At 67.5% G+C, this 17389-nt stretch carries 21 protein-coding genes; 5 read left to right on the top strand and 16 right to left on the bottom strand.

The features are described from left to right. Window positions 1-162: 162 nt before the first annotated feature. Together EAH76_RS01775 and EAH76_RS01770 are read right to left on the bottom strand one after the other, a co-directional pair. Window positions 163-1308 carry an acyl-CoA dehydrogenase family protein gene (locus EAH76_RS01775; protein WP_140847198.1) on the bottom strand — a complete coding sequence of 382 codons (1146 nt, stop codon included), beginning with the start codon at window positions 1306-1308 and terminating at the stop codon, window positions 163-165. 142 nt (window positions 1309-1450) lie between these two features. Further along, window positions 1451-1930, bottom strand: a complete 480-nt coding sequence (locus EAH76_RS01770; protein ID WP_140847194.1) for a hypothetical protein — start codon at window positions 1928-1930, stop codon at window positions 1451-1453. Window positions 1931-2134: 204 nt separating this feature from the next. Between EAH76_RS01770 and EAH76_RS01765 the strand changes: the two genes are divergently transcribed. Then, the gene (locus EAH76_RS01765; RefSeq protein WP_140847191.1) at window positions 2135-2662 is read left to right on the top strand and encodes a CHAP domain-containing protein; all 528 of its coding nucleotides are present in this window, start codon (window positions 2135-2137) and stop codon (window positions 2660-2662) included. A 34-nt stretch (window positions 2663-2696) separates the two neighbouring features. Here the strand turns inward: EAH76_RS01765 and msrB are convergent, their stop codons facing one another. Beyond that, entirely contained in the window at window positions 2697-3188 is a 492-nt protein-coding gene (gene msrB / locus EAH76_RS01760) for a peptide-methionine (R)-S-oxide reductase MsrB (protein ID WP_140847188.1), read from the bottom strand. Between msrB and EAH76_RS01755 the strand changes: the two genes are divergently transcribed. Beyond that, entirely contained in the window at window positions 3187-3588 is a 402-nt protein-coding gene (locus tag EAH76_RS01755) for a hypothetical protein (RefSeq protein ID WP_431357962.1), read from the top strand. The two genes, msrB and EAH76_RS01755, sit on opposite strands and share 2 nt — an antisense overlap. Before the next feature lie 129 nt (window positions 3589-3717). Here the strand turns inward: EAH76_RS01755 and EAH76_RS01750 are convergent, their stop codons facing one another. The 3 genes from EAH76_RS01750 to EAH76_RS01740 are packed head-to-tail and all read right to left on the bottom strand — an operon-like array spanning window position 3718 to window position 7177. Next, on the bottom strand, window positions 3718-4947 hold the full coding sequence (locus EAH76_RS01750) for a cytochrome P450 (protein WP_140847183.1): 1230 nt from the start codon (window positions 4945-4947) through the stop codon (window positions 3718-3720). Between the two features lie 29 nt (window positions 4948-4976). After that, the gene (locus tag EAH76_RS01745; protein WP_194150927.1) at window positions 4977-6233 is read right to left on the bottom strand and encodes an ABC transporter permease; all 1257 of its coding nucleotides are present in this window, start codon (window positions 6231-6233) and stop codon (window positions 4977-4979) included. Continuing rightward, complete coding sequence (locus EAH76_RS01740; protein ID WP_140847179.1) at window positions 6230-7177, bottom strand: ABC transporter ATP-binding protein; 948 nt, start codon at window positions 7175-7177, stop codon at window positions 6230-6232. Before EAH76_RS01740 ends, EAH76_RS01745 begins: the two co-directional genes overlap by 4 nt. A gap of 104 nt (window positions 7178-7281) precedes the next feature. Between EAH76_RS01740 and queG the strand changes: the two genes are divergently transcribed. After that, window positions 7282-8343, top strand: coding sequence for a tRNA epoxyqueuosine(34) reductase QueG (gene queG / locus EAH76_RS01735; protein WP_241659495.1), 1062 nt, complete (start codon window positions 7282-7284; stop codon window positions 8341-8343). Window position 8344: 1 nt separating this feature from the next. Here the strand turns inward: queG and EAH76_RS01730 are convergent, their stop codons facing one another. Further along, the gene (locus EAH76_RS01730) at window positions 8345-8710 is read right to left on the bottom strand and encodes a hypothetical protein (RefSeq protein ID WP_140847170.1); all 366 of its coding nucleotides are present in this window, start codon (window positions 8708-8710) and stop codon (window positions 8345-8347) included. Then, the gene (locus tag EAH76_RS01725) at window positions 8707-9387 is read right to left on the bottom strand and encodes an EI24 domain-containing protein (RefSeq protein ID WP_140847165.1); all 681 of its coding nucleotides are present in this window, start codon (window positions 9385-9387) and stop codon (window positions 8707-8709) included. Before EAH76_RS01725 ends, EAH76_RS01730 begins: the two co-directional genes overlap by 4 nt. A 185-nt stretch (window positions 9388-9572) precedes the next feature. On the opposite strand from EAH76_RS01725, the gene EAH76_RS01720 reads away from it, so the two are divergent. After that, window positions 9573-10571, top strand: coding sequence for an adenosine kinase (locus EAH76_RS01720; protein WP_140847162.1), 999 nt, complete (start codon window positions 9573-9575; stop codon window positions 10569-10571). Window positions 10572-10770: 199 nt separating this feature from the next. On the opposite strand, the gene EAH76_RS01715 is transcribed toward EAH76_RS01720, so the two are convergent. From EAH76_RS01715 to hisB, 8 genes are all read right to left on the bottom strand, one after another. Further along, complete coding sequence (locus tag EAH76_RS01715) at window positions 10771-12360, bottom strand: amino acid permease (protein WP_140847159.1); 1590 nt, start codon at window positions 12358-12360, stop codon at window positions 10771-10773. 79 nt (window positions 12361-12439) lie between these two features. Beyond that, window positions 12440-12817 carry a histidine triad nucleotide-binding protein gene (locus EAH76_RS01710; protein ID WP_140847156.1) on the bottom strand — a complete coding sequence of 126 codons (378 nt, stop codon included), beginning with the start codon at window positions 12815-12817 and terminating at the stop codon, window positions 12440-12442. Between the two features lie 129 nt (window positions 12818-12946). After that, the gene (locus EAH76_RS01700; protein WP_140847153.1) at window positions 12947-13267 is read right to left on the bottom strand and encodes a phosphoribosyl-ATP diphosphatase; all 321 of its coding nucleotides are present in this window, start codon (window positions 13265-13267) and stop codon (window positions 12947-12949) included. A 31-nt stretch (window positions 13268-13298) separates the two neighbouring features. Next, window positions 13299-13487, bottom strand: coding sequence for a hypothetical protein (locus EAH76_RS01695; protein WP_140847150.1), 189 nt, complete (start codon window positions 13485-13487; stop codon window positions 13299-13301). A 183-nt stretch (window positions 13488-13670) separates the two neighbouring features. After that, entirely contained in the window at window positions 13671-14441 is a 771-nt protein-coding gene (gene hisF, locus EAH76_RS01690) for an imidazole glycerol phosphate synthase subunit HisF (RefSeq protein ID WP_140847147.1), read from the bottom strand. A 127-nt stretch (window positions 14442-14568) separates the two neighbouring features. Continuing rightward, complete coding sequence (gene hisA, locus EAH76_RS01685; protein ID WP_140847144.1) at window positions 14569-15303, bottom strand: 1-(5-phosphoribosyl)-5-[(5-phosphoribosylamino)methylideneamino]imidazole-4-carboxamide isomerase; 735 nt, start codon at window positions 15301-15303, stop codon at window positions 14569-14571. A gap of 97 nt (window positions 15304-15400) precedes the next feature. After that, a complete protein-coding gene (gene hisH, locus EAH76_RS01680) occupies window positions 15401-16006 on the bottom strand; it encodes an imidazole glycerol phosphate synthase subunit HisH (RefSeq protein WP_140847141.1) in 606 nt (201 codons plus the stop codon). Between the two features lie 97 nt (window positions 16007-16103). Then, window positions 16104-16691 (bottom strand): imidazoleglycerol-phosphate dehydratase HisB, encoded by a 588-nt coding sequence (hisB, locus tag EAH76_RS01675; RefSeq protein ID WP_140847138.1) that lies wholly within the window; start codon window positions 16689-16691, stop codon window positions 16104-16106. Between the two features lie 71 nt (window positions 16692-16762). On the opposite strand from hisB, the gene EAH76_RS01670 reads away from it, so the two are divergent. Beyond that, entirely contained in the window at window positions 16763-17245 is a 483-nt protein-coding gene (locus tag EAH76_RS01670; protein WP_140847135.1) for an SspB family protein, read from the top strand. Window positions 17246-17389: the final 144 nt, after the last annotated feature.

The raw sequence follows: 17389 nt of genomic DNA, 5'->3' as shown, positions 1-17389 counted from the left end.
TCTCTCCTATTTTCTTGCTCCCCTCCCGCTTGCGGGAGGGGCTGGGGGAGGGGCGTGCCTTGACGGGTGGCGCTTGGCCGCACTGCCCTCCCCTAACCCCTCCCGCAGGCGGGAGGGGGATTGGTGGTGCCCCTCCTGCAAGCGGGAGGAGCGTAGAAGGGGTCACCCCCCGCGCTTGATCGTCTCGCGCGCGATGATGATCTGCTGGATCTGGCTGGTGCCCTCGTAGATGCGGAACAGCCGCACGTCGCGGTACAGCCGCTCGATCCCGTAATCGGCGATATAGCCCGCCCCGCCGAAAATCTGCACCGCGCGGTCCGCCACGCGGCCGACCATCTCGCTCGCGAAATATTTGGCGGCGGCGGATTCCATCACGACGTCCTTGCCCGCGTCCTTCGCAGCCGCGGTCTCGAGCACCATCGCGCGCGCGACCAGCGCCTCGGTCTTCGAATCGGCGAGCATCCCCTGGATCAACTGATGCTCGGCGATCGGCTTGCCGAACTGCGTGCGCGTCGTGGCATAGGCGACGCAATCGGCGATCAGCCGCTCGGCCACCCCGACGCACACCGCGGAAATGTGTAGCCGCCCGCGGTCGAGCACGCGCATCGCGATCTTGAAGCCCTCGCCCTCGGCGCCGAGCCGGTTTTCGGCGGGGACGACGACATCGTCGAACACCACGTCGGCGACCTTGGCGCCCTTCTGCCCCATCTTCTTCTCAGGATGGCCGATCGACACGCCCGCCAGATCGCGCGGCACCAGGAATGCCGAGACGCCGCGCGCGCCGGGGTCGTCGCTGGTCCGCGCCATCACGGTGAACAGGTCGGCCTTGTCGGCATTGGTGATGTAGCGCTTGGTGCCGTTCAGCCGATACGACTGGCCGTCGAAGGTCGCGCGCGTCTTCACCGCGCCCGAATCGGAACCGACGTCGGGCTCGGTCAGCGCGAAGCTGGTGATGATCTCGCCGCTCGCGATGCGCGGCAGCCACGCCGCCTTCTGCTCGGCATTGCCTGCCATGACGAGGCCCTGCGAGCCGATCCCGACATTGGTGCCGAAGGTCGAACGGAAAGCGGGGGTGGTGCGGCCGAGCTCGATCGCGACCTTGGCCTCTTCGAGCATCGTCAGGCCGAGCCCGCCATATGCCTCGTCGATCGACAGGCCGAACAGCCCCATCTCGCGCATGTCCTGCACGACATCGGCGGGGATCGCATCGGCTTCCTCGACCGCCGCCTCGAGCGGACGGAGCCGTTCGGCGACGAAGCGCCGGACCGTGTCGATCAATGCGTCGAAGGTTTCGGGGTCGAGTGCCATGGGTCCGCCATCTGCCGTGTCTGTCCGACACCGCGATGCCCGATCCTGCCGTGCCTCGCAAACCCGAAATTCAAAACGGGCGTGTTTTGGTCGTTTCGTAGGTAGCGCTCAGCATACTAGGCTACCAAACCGTGGCGCTACGTCAGCCCGCCGCAGGCTGGACGAAGCCGCTCAACACCCAGCCCGACTTGCACGGCCCGGCATAAGCGCGCGGGCCCGCGAGCGACGCGGTAACGCCGCAATCGCTCGTCGGCGCGTCGGCGGGCGGCACCACCACGCCTTGCCAACGCTGATCGAGCGAGCGCGAGCACAGATACATTTTCGCGCCGTCGTCCAGCCGACCGACCTCGTCGGCTTCGGCAAAGGGCGCGGAGCGCACCGCGAGATAGCGTTCGCCCGCCGGCGACAGGTTCACCACTTGCCCGACACTGGCGCAGGCGCGGAACGCCGGGCCGCCTTCGCCGACGCGGACCGGCTGGACGCCCGGCGTGAGCGTCGCGGCATTCGACTGGTAGAAGGCGGCGTCGTCATCCGGCGCGCTCTCTCGCGAGCATCCCGCCAACGGCGCGCCGACCAATAGAAGGGCAAGCAGGAGGCGCGAGCTGGCGGCGATTGGTTTCATGGCGCGATTCTTAGCTGCCAACGCGGGGCAATGCGAGCGCGCATGGTGCAAGCCGACCGTCGGCGGATGCCGAAACGGGCAGTCATCGTGCGGTCAACTCGCTTCGTCGGAAAAGGTTCCGTTCATCGAGGCGACAGGGTTTTCAGCGGCGCGGCGACCTGCTTTGAGACACTCAGCAAGTTCAAACGACCTTTGGGGGGTCACATGACATTCAAGGCTTTGGCAGCGCGTTTTGCGCTGGTGGTATCGTGCGCCCTTCTGACGGCGACCCCTGCAATGGCGCAGTTCTGGCAGTGTGCGCCGTTCGCGCGCGAAGTGTCGGGCATCGATCTGCACGGCAATGCCAGCACCTGGTGGAGCCAGGCCGCCGGTCGCTACGCCCGTGGCCACGCCCCCAAGGTCGGCGCGGTGCTCGCTTTCTCGGCGACCAGCCGGATGCGGATGGGTCATGTCGCGATGGTCAGCGAAGTCGTGAACGACCGCGAAGTCCTGCTCACCCACGCCAATTGGTCGCGCCGCGGCGGCGTCGAGCACGACGTCCGCGCGATCGACGTCTCGGCCAATGGCGACTGGAGCGAAGTCAAGGTGTGGTACGGCCCGCAGGGCGGCCTCGGCACCTCGGCCTATCCGACCAAGGGTTTCATCTATTCGGGCAAGTCGACCGGCGACGACACGCAGGAGCGTGGCACGCCGATGATCATGGCCGCGCTGTCGAACGCAACCCGCGGCTGATGCGGCCCCCCGGCCGAGGCCGGGGAGCGGAAGATCAGGCCTTGCCTGGCGTGAAGGTCATCGCCACGCCGTTCATGCAATAGCGCAGGCCCGTCGGCTTCGGGCCGTCATCGAACACATGGCCGAGATGCCCGCCGCAGCGGCGGCAATGCACTTCGGTCCGCGCCATACCGAGCGAACTGTCGGTTCGCTTCCCCACTGCATTGGCGAGCGGCGCCCAGAAGCTCGGCCAGCCGGTGCCGCTCTCGAACTTGGTCTTCGACGAGAAGGCCGGCAGTCCGCAACCGCCGCACGAAAAGATGCCGGCGCGATGCTCGCCGTTGAGCGGGCTGGTATAGGGCGTCTCGGTGCCCTCGTGCCGCAGCACGTTATAGGCAGCGGGGGAGAGCTTGGCCTTCCACTGCGCATCGGTGAGCGTAATTTCGAATTTCTCGGGCGGGCCCGCATTCGCACCCTTGCAGCCGAACAGCGCGAAGGCGGCGGCACCGGTGCTGGCGAGAGCGAGGAAATGGCGGCGGTCGTGCATGGGTCGGGTCCTCTTGGCGTCACTCGGCTATACGCTTGGGGTGCAGGATAGTTACGCGCGTGCGATGTCGGCGGACGCACTGGGAACCGCAGACGATCTCGCGCGATTCTGGTCCATGACGATGCAGCAACTCGATCCGCCGCTTCCGGTGCATGTGCTCGACAAGGGGCCGGGCTTTGCCTTTGCCGTGATCGATTACGGCCAGGAGTATAACCTCATCTGGGTCACCGCGATCAACGAGACCGGCGAGATCTGGTGTGCCCCCAATCCAAAGGTGCGGATGCAGGCGAACTGGACGATGGGCCGCAAGGCGCCGCCCGCAGTGGTCGCGCGGCAGAATGGCGATTGCTCTGGCGATGCCGAGCCGGTCCGTGCCGAGCCGATCGCCAAGCCGAACTGAGGGCGTTCCCGCCGCGTCTTTCTCAAGCGTCACCCCGGACTTGTCCCGGGGTCCACCGTGACGCACCCGCTACCCGTAACCACGCGCGGCACAGTGGGCCCCGGCACAAGGCCGGGGTGACGATAGTGGTCAATAGCGACTGATTTCGACCGGCAGTTTGCGGTACCCATGGACGAAGCACGCCGCGACCCGTTCGGGCTCGCCGAGTACGTTCACCCGCATCCGCCGCTTTGCCATCTCCTCGAGCAGGATCGCGATCTGCATTTCGGCGAGCCGCGCCCCGACGCAGCGGTGGATGCCGTGCCCAAAGGCGAGATGCCGCCGCGCGTTCGGCCGATCGACGATGATCCGGTCGGGGTCCTCGAATACGCTCTCGTCGCGATTGGCCGAGATGTACCACAGCGCGAGCTTGTCGCCCGCCTTGATCTGCTGCCCTTCGAGCTCGGAATCGACCGTCGCGGTACGGCGCATATGCGCGAGCGGCGTCTGCCAGCGGATCACTTCCTGCACCGTATTCGCGATCAGCGAGGGATCACTCTCCAGCTTGGCGCGCTGGTCGGGGAACAGGTCGAGCCCGTAGGCGACCGCGCTCATCGTGTTGCGCGTCGTGTCGTTGCCGCCGACGATCAGCAGGATCAGATTGCCGAGAAATTCCATCTGGTCCATTTCCGCCATCGCGTCGGAATGGATCATCATCGAGATCAGATCGGGCGTCGGCGGCTTGCCGATCTTGGCGTTCCACAGGTTCTGGAAATAGCCGCCGCACTCGTACATGTGGCGCAGCCGCTCGAGCCGCAGCTCCTCATTCTTGACGAGCTCGATATCGCCCGCCCAGTCGGACCAGAAGGTCAGCTTGCGGCGATCCTCCCACGGAAAATCGAACAGGATCGCGAGCATCTGCGTGGTGAGTTCGACCGAGACGGTGTCGACCCAGTCGAACGGCGTGTTCCAGTCGAGCGAATCGAGCACCTCGGCGGTGCGCGTGCGGATATTGTCGCTCATCCGCACCATCTCGGACGGCGTGAAGGCGGGCGCGACGGTGCGGCGCTGGCCGGTATGCTTGGGCCGGTCCATCGCGATGAACATCGGCATGCGGACGTCGGTCGGGTTGTTCTCGATGAAATCGGCGAGCGTGATGCCGCCCGCCTGCGACGAATAGAGATCGGGGAGCGATTCTACCGTGACGATCGGCTTATAGCTCGACACCGACCAATAGGGACCGAAGTCGGAATGCTCGACGCGGTGGACCGGCGCGGTCGCGCGGAGTTCGCGGAACGGCGCCTGCCAGATGTCGTCACGGTAGAGTTCGGGTCGGCTGACGTCGAACCGATCGGTCACGTCCTGCGCCAGAGTCGCCATTGTTCCTCTCCTTTTGGGAGAGTGAACGTCTAACTGACACTCATGTCAACAGTCTTGCGCCGGGCGAACAGTCGCCCACTCCCCGATTGCAGCACCCCGCGCCGGAAGGCGCGCGCGCCAACGGTGATCGCGATCGCGACCCACAGCGCTTGCCAGCCGAGTGCGGCGACATGCGGCCATAGCTCGGGCTGGTTCGCCGCGTGCGCCGCCATCGCGTACGGGGAGCTGAGCGGGAAGATCTCGACCGCCTTGGCCAGCGTCGAGTCGGGCGCCGCACTTGCCTTCAGCGCGAGGCCGAACATCGCGACCTGGATGATCGTGATCGGCAGCGACATCATCTGCAATTCGCGCGCGGTCGAGGCTTGCGCGCCGACGCCGAGGAACACCGCGCCGAGCAGCAGATACGCCATCGCGAAATAGGCGAAGAACAGCAGGAAGAACATCGGCGCGCCGACTGCCGGGCCGATCTCGCCGATCGCGGTGGCGTAGCGCGCGGGCAGGATGCCGCCGATCTGCGTGACGAGCGTCGTCCAGAAGCCGACGAACAGGATTGCCGAGCCGAACATGCCGAGCAGCTTGCCGAAGAACACCGCCTCGAGCGGCACCGCGGCGGCGAGCACCTCGACCACCTTGTTGCTGCGCTCCTCCATCATCGTGCCGACGACTTGGCCTGCCAGCAGCAGCGCAAGGAAGAAGATCCCGAACACTGCGATGAAGGCGGCTTGCTTGTGTCCGCTCTCGGTCGGCGCGGCGCGCGCGATCGAGGTGAGCGTCGCCTTGCTCAGCGGTTGGGTCTGCGCCGGGTCGGTGCGCAGCGTCGCTTCGGCGAGCGAGGCGAGATAGCGCGCATCGCTGCGGCCCTGGCCGTCGTAGAGGATCGTCGGATGTGTCAGGTCGCCGAACAGCGTGGCCGAGGCGTCGATGCCCTTGCGGCTCTTGAAGGCGGCGCGTGCCTGCGCATCGGGATCTGCCGCGGGCGACTCGATCGCCAGCGCGGGCGGGCGGTCGCCGCGCGCGAACGCATCGCGCAGCCGCGCATCGGCCGATCGCATCGCGTCCTGCTGGGCCGGCGGTACGATCGCGACGATCCGCGTCTTCTCGCTCGATCCGCTCGCCACGGTCGATGCACCCATCCCGCCGACCAGGCCGAAGCCGATCGTGAACAGCGGCGAGAGCAGGAACAGCAGGAAGGTCGGGGTGAACACCGTCGCGACGAAATCGCGCCGTGCGATCGTCATCGCCTGGCGGATCGTGCGGCGCGTGTTGCTGATCGGCTGCGCGCTCATGCGTCCTGCTCCGTCGCGGCCTTGCCGAGGTTCGCCACATCCTGTCCCGCCGCGCCGACGATCCGCACAAAGGCGTCGTGCAGGCCGGGACGTTCGATCGACAGGCCGGCGATGCCGTGGCCGGCGCCGATCAGCCGGGTCAGCGCCTGCTCGACGCCGCCATCGGGGACTTCGAACGACCAGCCTTGCTCGCCGTGGCGCGCATCGGCTGGCAAATGCTGTGCGATCGTCGGATCGTCGCGCTCGGGCACGTACTGAGCACGCATCGGGAGCATCCCGCGCGCATCGGCCACGGTGCCCTCGAAGCGGCGCTTGCCGCCGGCGATGATCGCGAGCCGGTCGCACAGCCGCTCGGCGTGCGCCATGACGTGCGTCGAGAAGAGCACCGTCGCGCCGCGATCGCGCTCGGCGAGGATCAGCGCTTCCAAGCGCTCCTGATTGACCGGGTCGAGCCCCGAAAAGGGCTCGTCGAGCACGAGCAGATCGGGCTGGTGGACAACCGAGCCGAGCAGCTGGACGAGCTGTGCCATGCCCTTCGACAGCTTGCGGATCTTGGTGTCGACCGCGTAACCGAGTCCGGCCGCCTCGAGCAGTTCGACCGCGCGCTTGCGCCCGGTCTTGAGATCGAGCCCGCGAAGTGCGCCCATGAAGGCGACCGCATCCTTGGCGCGCATCGCGGGGTAGAGCCCGCGTTCCTCGGGGAGATAGCCGACGCGGTCGCTCGCATCGCGCGGGCGATCGTGGCCGAGCAGCGTGCGGCTTCCGCCATCTGGCTCGATGATGCCGAGCAGCATGCGCAGCGTCGTCGTCTTGCCCGCGCCGTTGGGGCCGAGCACGCCGTAGATCGCGCCTTTGGGCACCGCGATGTCGACGCCGTCGACGACGCGCCGCCCGCCGAAATTCTTGATCAGGCCGGAGGCGCTGACCGCCAGATGATTGCCCAAGAAGACCCCCGCCGTCCGCGCCCGATGCTGAGCGCTGTATTGCCTGTGTAGAATAGTGCGCCGGGCTTCGACAAGCGCGGTGCGAGCACGCTATGTGGCGGACAGTGGTTGACGCTTTGCCCCTCGAACAGCGCCTTGCGGCGAAGGCGCGCGAATTCGGTTTCGTCGCGTGCGGTGTCGCTGCGGCGGACGCGGCGCCCAAGACCGCCGAGCGGTTGCAGCAATGGCTGCGCGAGGGGCTGCACGGCGGGATGATCTGGATGGAGGAGCGCGCACACCACCGCGAATCACCCGCCGGACTGTGGCCCGAGGTGAAGAGCGTGATCGCGCTCGGGATGAGTTATGCCCCGGCGACCGATCCGCTCGCGCTGGCGGGCGAGGGCGGGGTAGGGCGGATCTCGACCTATGCGCAGGGCGGCGACTATCACGACGTCGTCAAGCGCGCGCTGAAGGCGCTCGCACGCTGGCTGGTGGCGGAGGCGCCGGGGATCGACCTCAAGGTGTTCGTCGATACAGCACCCGTGATGGAGAAGCCGCTCGCCGAGGCGGCGGGGCTGGGGTGGCAGGGCAAGCATACCAATCTGGTGAGCCGTAGCGAGGGGAGCTGGCTGTTTCTGGGGGCGATCTACACGACGCTCGAGATCGGAGCGTTCGGCGCGGTCACGCCGCCGGTGGCCGACCATTGCGGATCTTGCGACGCCTGCCAGCGCGCGTGCCCGACCGATGCCTTCCCCGCGCCCTATCGGCTAGATGCGCGGCGCTGCATCTCGTATCTGACGATCGAACATGCCGGGCCGATCCCGCTCGAATTCCGCAAGGGCATCGGCAACCGCATCTACGGCTGCGACGATTGCCTCGCGGTCTGCCCGTGGAACAAGTTCGCTGCCGCGGCGAGCGCGAACCGCGCGTTCCTGCCACGCGCCGAACTTGTCGCGCCTGAGCTCGCCGATCTGCTCGCGCTCGACGATGCGGGCTTCCGCCAGGTGTTCGCTGGCTCGCCGATCAAGCGCATCGGGCGCGACCGTATGGTGCGCAACTGCCTGATTGCCGCGGGCAACAGCGGCGATCCCGGATTACGCGCGCAGGTCGCATTGCTGCGCGACGATCCCAACCCGGTCGTGGCGGAAGCCGCGGAGTGGGCGTTCGCCGAGCTTGCGGACGCTTAACCTATTTCCGCCGCCCGACCTGCAACGCGCCCACGCAGCTTGCGCGATCGATCGGCGATCCGTCGGTCTGGCGCGCGTCGAGATAGGTGACGACGGGCTCGGACTTGCCGTTGGGATAGAGATAGGCGTCGAGCACGCAGGTCGCATTGTTGAACTGCAGTTTGCGCGCAGTGCCTTCGCGCACATCCGCGACGGGCGCCCCGAACAGGCCGGTCAGATGCGCCGCGGTCGCGCCGATCACGCCGCCGAGGCCCGCGGTGCCGGTCGGGATCGGCACCATCGCCGGGCGCGCGACCGGGGCCGTCGTCGTGCTCGCGACGCAGCCCGACAGCGCCAGCCCGACCAGAATTGCACCGAAAAGCTTCATGTCGTTCGCCCCGAATGGAACAGATGCGTCGCCATCGCCGCACCAAGGATCGGCGCGAAGAGGTTCGCAATCGGAACCATGAACAGGGCGGTCCCCGCAACCCCCAGCGCGAAGCGATCGACCGCGCCCGTCTTGCGCCAGTCTCGCATCAGCGCAGGCGGCACGTGGCGCGCCGCGACGAGCTCGCCAAGATCGCGTCCGAGCAGCCAGCCATTGACCAGGAAGAACAGCAGCCAGGTGCCGACCCCTGTGACGAGCAAGGCGACATAGACCGGCGCGAGCGCGAGGTTGACGAGGATCGCCCGCGCTGCCGAGCGCAGCCCGAGGCCGATCCCGCGCGCCGCCGAGACGCTGCGCGCGGTCTCGAGCGCGGCGGGGTAATGCCGCGCCTCGACCGCGACGACGACATCGTCGGCGAAGGCCATCATCACCGCGATCGCGATCGCGCGGAACAGCAGCCAGCTGATCCCGAATGCGGCAAGCAGCGCCACCGCGCCGAGCACGCCGCCCGCGGCCGGATCCCAGCCCCAATCCGCCGCCGCCTGCGTCGCGCCATACCACAAAGCGACGCCGAGCGCGGCGATCAGCACCACGGTCAGCGCGAGCGACTTGAGGAACACCGCGACAATCTTGCGATCGCCGAGCTGGCCGAGCGAGAGGAGGAGCGCACGCAACATGGGGCTGGTCCTAGCTGCCTCCCGCGCGCCCGTCACCCCGGCGAAGGCCGGGGCCGCTGCGTTCGACGCGGGCCGTTCGCGTCCCGCGCAGCGGCCCAGACCTGCGCCGGGGTGACGGAGAGTTGCGCGCGTTCCACCCCCCCGGTACGGCACATGCTAAGAGACCTTTTTCCCGGAGACCCGCCTTGAGCCAGCCCACCTATGACGTCGTCGCGATCGGCAATGCCATCGTGGATGTGTTGTCGCAGTCCGACGATGCCTTCCTCGCCGAAGCCGCGATGACCAAGGGCTCGATGCAGCTGATGTTCTCGCCCGAGGAAGCCGATGCGCTCTACGCCAAGATGGGCCCGGGGATCGAGGCGAGCGGCGGCTCGGCGGCGAACACCGTTGCGGGGATCGCGGCGATGGGCGGCAAGTGCGGTTTCATCGGCCAGGTCGCGAGCGACGAACTCGGCGACATCTTCGCGCACGACATTCGCGCGGTCGGGATCGACTTCACGACGGCGGCGCGCGACGGCGATCCGACCACCGCACGCTGCCTGATCTTCGTCACGCCCGATGGCCAGCGCACGATGAACACCTTTCTCGGTGCGTCGCAGTTCCTCCCCGAATCCGCGCTCGATCGCGATCTGATCGCCAATGCGGCGATCCTGTATCTCGAAGGCTATCTGTGGGATCCCGAGGAACCGCGCCAGGCGATGCGCGCCGCGATCGATGTCGCACGCTCGGCCGGGCGGAAAGTCGCCTTCACGCTCAGCGATATCTTCTGCATCTCGCGCCACGGCGGCGATTTCCGCCAGCTGATGGCCGACGGCCTGATCGACATCATGTTCGCCAATGAGGCCGAGATTACGGCTCTGATGGACAATCAGGATTTCGACGCGGCGGTCGCTGCGGCGGCGTCGCAGGTGCCGATGCTCGTCGTCACGCGCAGCGAAAAGGGCGCGATCGCGGTCTCGGGCGGGCAGACCGTCAGCGTCGCCGCCGAGCCGATCGAGCGCGTCGTCGATACGACGGGTGCGGGCGACCTGTTCGCGGCGGGCTTCCTGCGCGGCCAGGCGCAGGGCAAGAGCATCGCCGATTCGCTCAAGATGGGGGCGGTCTGCGCGGCCGAGATCATCTCGCATTACGGCGCGCGCGCGCAGGTCGATCTCAAGGCGCTGATCGCGTCGAAGCTCGGCTGAAGCCTGCCTTCCTCCCCTCCCTGAAAGGGAGGGGATCGAGGGGTGGGTCGGCCCGTTGTAGGGCGTGGCCTCTCCGCGATCGGCCAACCCACCCCCAACCCCTCCCTTTCAGGGAGGGGAGGCTCGAGCGTCAGTTCGCCAGACATAAAAAAGGCCGGGGATCGCTCCCCGGCCTTTTTCGTATGCAGTCCCGTCCGACTTAGCGGGCGCCCGGAGGCGCCGGTGCCAGCTCGTCGTCCGATACGACTTCGGTCAGGCCGCGCCCGACATGGCTGCGCGAGCGGCTGTAGACGAAATATACCACCAGCCCGATCGCACCCCAGCCCGGCAGGACCAGGATCGCGGTCAGCGGCAGCGAGAAATACAGCCCGAGGCAGCCGATGATCGCGAGCGGCGCGATGATGTACACCGCCGGCGTACGGAACGGACGGCGGCGGGTCGGGTCGGTCTTGCGCAGCACCATCACCGACACCGCGACCATGAAGAAGGCGAACAGCGTCCCCGAATTCGAATAATCGGCGAGTTTGCCGACCGGCAGCACCGCCGACGCAAGCGCCGCGCCGATCCCGGTGACGACCGTCACGACATGCGGCGTGCGGAACTTGGGGTGGACCGAGGCGAGCTTGGCGGGGAGCAGGCCGTCGCGCGCCATGGTGAAGAACACGCGCGTCTGGCCGAACATCATCATCAGCACGACCGAGGGCAAGGCCAGGACCGCGGCGAGGCCGACGAGCCGGCCGACGCCCGGCCAGCCGATCGAGCTGAGCACATGGACCAGCGCTTCCTTCGAGCAGACCAGCGGCTCGAGCGTACCGCTCGCAACGATGCTGGCGCAGCGGCCGGCGAGCTCGGGCGAGCCCGGCGACAGCGGGATGCCCGCGCTCATCACCGGCTGCGCGCCGATCGCGCCGATCGCGCCGGTGGCGACGAGCAGGTAGAAGATCGTGCAGATGCCGAGCGACGCGATCAGGCCAATGGGCACGTTGCGTTGCGGGTTCTTGGTTTCCTCGGCCGCGGTCGAGACCGCGTCGAAGCCGACATAGGCAAAGAAGATCGAAGCTGCCGCGCCGAACACGCCGACTGTGCCGGTGGGCATCAGGGGATCGAAATTGCTCGATTTGAGCACCGGGATCGTCAGGATCACGAAGACCGTCAGCGCGACGATCTTGATCGCGACGAGCACGGCGTTGGCGCGCGCGCTCTCGGTCGTGCCGAGCACGAGCAGCCAGGTGACCAGCCCGACGATCACGACCGCGGGAATGTTGACCCAGCCGCCGGTCGCCATCGCCGTCGTCAGATCGGCGCTTGGCGCCGCGCCGAAGGCGATCGCGACGTGCGCCATCAGCGCATCGGCATTACTTATGGCGGCGGGGACATGCAGTCCGAGCCCGTTGAGCAAGCCGATGAAATGGTTCGACCAGCCGACCGCGACCGCGCTCGCGCCGACCGCATATTCGAGGATCAGCGCCCAGCCGACCATCCAGGCGAGCAATTCGCCGGTAACGGCATAGGTGTAGGTATAGGCCGATCCCGAAACCGGGACCATCGAGGCCAGCTCCGAATAGCACAAGGCGGCGACGGCGCAGACGAACCCTGCGACGATGAAGCTCAGCAACATGCCCGGACCGGCCTTTTGCGCGGCTTCCGAAGTCAGCACGAAGATACCGGTGCCGATCACCGCGCCGATCCCGAGCATCGTCAGCTGAAACGCGCCGAGCGATCGGTGCAGCCCTTTCTTTTCCGCGGTCGCGAGAATCGCGTCGAGAGATTTTACCCGGTCAAACAGCATTCAGTCGGATCCCCAGTATTGGCGCGTCCAGCGCGAACCTGACCCGAGCCTAAAGCCTAAACAGGCGCGCGCAATCCCCTTAGCGCGCGAGCAGCGGACCGAGCGGCCGACCGGCAAAGATATGGACGTGGAGATGCGGCACCTCCTGGTGCGAATCGAGCCCCGTATTGGCGAGCAGGCGATAGCCCGGCGCGACCAACCCGGCATCGCGCGCGACCTTGCCGACCGCGCGGACGAAGCCGGCGATCTCGGCGTCCGAGCCGCGCGCGCTCAAATCGTCCCACGAAACATAGGCGCCCTTCGGGATCACCAGGATGTGCGTCGGCGCCTGCGGGGCGATGTCGGGAAAGGCGATGGCGTATGCGTCTTCGTAGAGCCGCGTCGCGGGGATCTCGCCGCGCAGGATCTTGGCGAAGATGTTCTGGTCGTCATAGGGCTGCGTCGCGTCGATCGGCATAATTCCCCTCTCGCTTGGATTCCCCTCCCGCTTGCGGGAGGGGTTAGGGGAGGGGCTGTCCTCCCATGGCTTCCGCCGGTGCTTACGACATGCCCTCCCCCAACCCCTCCCGCAAGCGGGAGGGGAGTTTTAGGCTTTCCGCGCCGCCTTCTCGTCGATCCCCGACACGCCTTCGCGCTGGCGGATCTCGGCGCGGATGTCGTCGAGCGAGACGTCGCACTCGGCGAGCAGCACGAGCAGGTGGAACATCAGGTCGGTCGCCTCGCCGACGAGCGCGGCCTTGTCCTCGGTCAGCGCGGCGATGACGGTCTCGACCGCTTCCTCGCCGACCTTCTGCGCGATCTTGCCGCGCCCGCGCGCGAACAGCTTGGCGGTGTAGGAGGTCGCGGGGTCGGCGCCGCGGCGTGCGCGGATCGTCGCCTCTAACGTGTCGAGTGTATCTTCGGCCATGGCCGCGGGCTGGCCCAAGCGGGCGCTTGCGTCAATCCTTGGGCGTGTCACGCTTGGCAAAACGGGCGCGCATCGCCCGCCGGACGAGCCAGACCCCGAGGGCCGCGACGACGAACAGGACGATGTCGGAGAGCTCGGGGCCGGTGCGAACCTTGACGACACCGCTATGCGGCGCGGCGAGCGCGGGGCTTGCGAGCAGGAGGGCGATGAGGAAGCGCATGCGCGGTGTGTAGCGGCGTGTTGGTAAATATCCGCCTCCTTTTCGCGCCTTTTGCTTCCCCGGCGAAGGCCGGGGCCTAGTCGCGATGGTCAAGCCATCTCACGCAGCGGTCTCCAGCAAACGGCTCTCGACCGGGCCCCGGCCGTTGCCGAGGAAGAAAGGCAGAGAGAGAAAGGGTCGAGCTCAGCCCGAAACCGGCCGCCGCACCGGGATCCCCGCTGCGCCGAGCGCCGCATGCGCCTGGGCGATGCTGACCTCGCCGAAATGGAAGATCGACGCCGCGAGCACTGCGCTCGCATGCCCTTCGCTGATCCCCGCGACGAGATCGGCGAGCCCGCCGACGCCGCCGCTTGCCACCACTGGCACGCGCACTTGATCGGCGATCGTCCGCGTCAGCGCGAGGTCGAAGCCGCTCTTGGTCCCGTCACGGTCCATCGAGGTGACGAGCAACTCGCCCGCGCCGAGCTCGGCGAGGCGCAGCGCATGCGCGACCGCGTCGATTCCCGTCGCCCGCCTGCCGCCATGCGTGAACACTTCCCAGCCGCCATCGACCTTGCGCGCGTCGACCGAGGCGACGACGCACTGGCTGCCGAACTTGTCGGCGAGCTCGGCGACGAGTTCGGGCCGCGCGACCGCGGCGGAATTGACCGCGACCTTGTCGGCGCCTGCGAGCAGCAGCGCGCGCGCATCCTCGACCGATCGGACCCCGCCGCCGACGGTCAGCGGCATGAAGCACACCTCTGCGGTGCGGCGCACGACGTCGAGGATCGTGCCGCGCGCCTCGTGGCTCGCACCGATGTCGAGGAAGCAGAGTTCGTCGGCGCCGGCAGCGTCATAGGCGCGCGCCTGCTCGACCGGATCGCCGGCGTCCTTGAGATCGACGAAGTTGACGCCCTTGACGACGCGGCCATTGGCGACGTCGAGGCAGGGAATGACACGGGCGCGGACGGTCATCGTTTTTCTCCCCTCCCTGAAAGGGAGGGGGCGGGGGTGGGTCGGCCTAGGGTTGGGGCTGCCCGCGACAACGGGCCGACCCACCCCCAGCCCCTCCCTTCCAGGGAGGGGGGGCGGTTGCGCCCGCTCACGCCGCTGCCGCCACAGCGATCGCGGCAGCCAGATCGAGCCGGCCGTCATACAGTGCCCGGCCCGTAATCACGCCTTCGATCCCGTCGCGCGCATGCAGCGCCAGCACATGGATCTCGGCAATCCCCTTGACGCCGCCGCTGGCGATCACCGGAATCTTCACCGCGCGCGCCAGATCGACGGTCGCCTGGACGTTGGCCCCCTTGAGCATCCCGTCGCGCCCGACATCGGTGAACAGCAGCGCCGCGACACCCGCATCCTCGAACTGCCGCGCCATGTCGGCGACTTCGATCGTCGAGACGTCGGCCCAGCCCTTGGTCGCGACAAAACCGTCCTTGGCATCGACCGCGACGACGATCCCGCCGGGAAAATCGCGCGCGGCCTCACGCACCAGCTCGGGGTTTTCCAAGGCGGCCGTACCGATCACGACGCGCGACACGCCCATGTCGAACCAGCGTTCGATCCCCACGCGGTCACGGATCCCGCCGCCCAGCTGCACATGGCCGGGGAAACGCTTGACGATCTCGGCGACCGCCTCCCCATTGACCGACTTGCCGGCGAACGCGCCGTCGAGATCGACGACGTGCAGATATTCCGCACCCTGCTCGGCGAACAGCATCGCCTGCGCGGCGGGATCGTCGCCATAGACGGTCGCGCGGTCCATATCGCCTTCGGCGAGGCGGACGACCTGGCCGCCCTTGAGGTCGATCGCGGGGAAGATGATCAGCGTCATGAAATCCTCGTCGCCCTGGCGGAGGCCGGGGCCGTTAGACTGTGGTGCGCGTCGGGTGCCCCAAACGCGGCGGCCCCGGCCTGCGCCGGGGCGACGATTACGGCTTCCACGTCAGGAACCTCTCGAGCAGCGCAAGCCCGTAGCGCTGGCTCTTTTCGGGATGGAATTGCACGCCGAGCAGATTGTCGCGCCCGATCGCGGCGGTGACCTGGCCGGCATGCTCGGTCGTCGCCAGCGTGTCGGCGCCTTCGAAGGCGTAGCTGTGCAGGAAATACGCCTCGCCCGGCACGATCAGCGCGTGCGGCGTGACGGGCACAACGTCGTTCCAGCCCATGTGCGGGACTTTCGCGGTCGCATCGTTGGGCGTGAGGTGACGCACCGTGCCGGCGACCCAGCCGAGCCCGGCATGGACGCCGTGCTCTTCGCCGGTATCGGCCATCAATTGCATCCCGACGCAGATGCCGAGGAACGGCACGCCGTCGCGGCGAACGCGCTGCTCGAGCGCCTCGACCATCCCCGGCACCGCGCGCAACGCGGCAGCGCACGCGCCGAACGCGCCGACGCCGGGGAGGACGATACGGTCGGCCTTGAGCACCGCGTCTGCATCGGCGGTGACGAGCACGTCGGTGCTGCCCGCGGCCTTCAGCGCGTTGGCGACCGAGTGGAGGTTACCCGCGCCGTAATCGATGAGGGCGAGGGTCATATCGTCGCCCCGGCGGAGGCCGGGGCCGCTGAGGTGCTGTGCGGACCGCTCGCCACATTGCGTAGCGGCCCCGGCCTCCGCCGGGGCGACGCGCAGCTCACAACGTCCCCTTGGTGCTGGGGATCACCCCCGCCTTGCGCGGATCAAGCTCGACCGCTTCGCGCAACGCCCGCGCCACGCCCTTGAACGCCGCCTCGGCGATGTGATGGTTGTTCGACCCGTACAGCGTCTCGATGTGGAGCGTGATCCCCGCGGTCTGCGCGAACGAGTGGAAGAAATGCTCGAACATCTCGGTGTCCATCTCGCCCAGTTTCTTCTGCGAGAATTCGGTCTTCCACACGAGATACGGCCGTCCCGAAATGTCGATCGCGACGCGCGTCAGCGTCTCGTCCATCGGCGAATGCGCGTCGGCGTAGCGGCGGATGCCGCGCTTTTCGCCCAACGCCTCAAGGATCGCCGCGCCGATCGCGAGGCCGGTGTCCTCGACGGTGTGGTGCTGGTCGATATGCAGATCGCCGACGGTCTTGACGTCCAGGTCGATCAGCGAGTGGCGGCTAAGCTGTTCGAGCATGTGATCGAAGAAGCCGATCCCGGTCGAAATCTGGAACGCCCCCGTTCCATCGAGGTTGACCGAGACGTCGATGGAGGTCTCGCTGGTCCGGCGGCTGATCGTGGCGGTGCGCATTCGTCTCCCATAGCGCGCTCGGGGGCTCATGCAATCTTGACCCGCCATCAAACCGCGCTACCCAAGGGCGCATGAGCGATGGCATGCCCGATAGCCTGATTCCCTACGATGACATCGTACAGGAAGCCCTGCGTGCCGTGGTCGGCCGAGTCCTTGGGTCGGTGGCGACCAATGGTGGCCTGCCGGGCGAGCACCATTTCTATATCACCTTTAAGACGCAGGCACCCGGCGTCGACATCCCGCAGCGGCTGCTCGAGCGGTTCCCCGACGAGATGACGATCGTGATGCAGAACCGCTATTGGGACCTGGTCGTCGACGACGAGCGCTTCTCGGTCGGCCTGAGCTTCAACCAGGTCGCCTCGAAGTTGGTGATTCCCTATTCGGCGATCACCGGTTTCCATGATCCCGCGGTCAATTTCGAACTGCGCTTCCAGGCGCAGGATATTCCCGACGGCCCCGAGCCGCACGACACCGCCGAGAATGACGAGCCGATCCACAAGCCGGTCGAGGACGGATCGAACGTCGTCGCGGTGGATTTCAAAAGAAAGAAGTAAGTCTCCCTCTCCCATTGGGAGAGGGAAGGGGCCCGCCGCGTCAGCGGTGGGAAGGGTGAGGGCAGTACACGCCCTAACCCTGTCCTCACCCTTCCGCCGCTTTGCGGCTCCCTCCCTCTCCCAAAGGGAGAGGGAATAAGGAGG

It is taken from the genome of Sphingomonas glacialis, assembly GCF_006439055.1.
GTDB lineage: Bacteria > Pseudomonadota > Alphaproteobacteria > Sphingomonadales > Sphingomonadaceae > Sphingomonas > Sphingomonas glacialis_A.
Note: the sequence above shows the minus strand (reverse complement) of the source record. Positions and strands in the feature narration are given on the sequence as shown.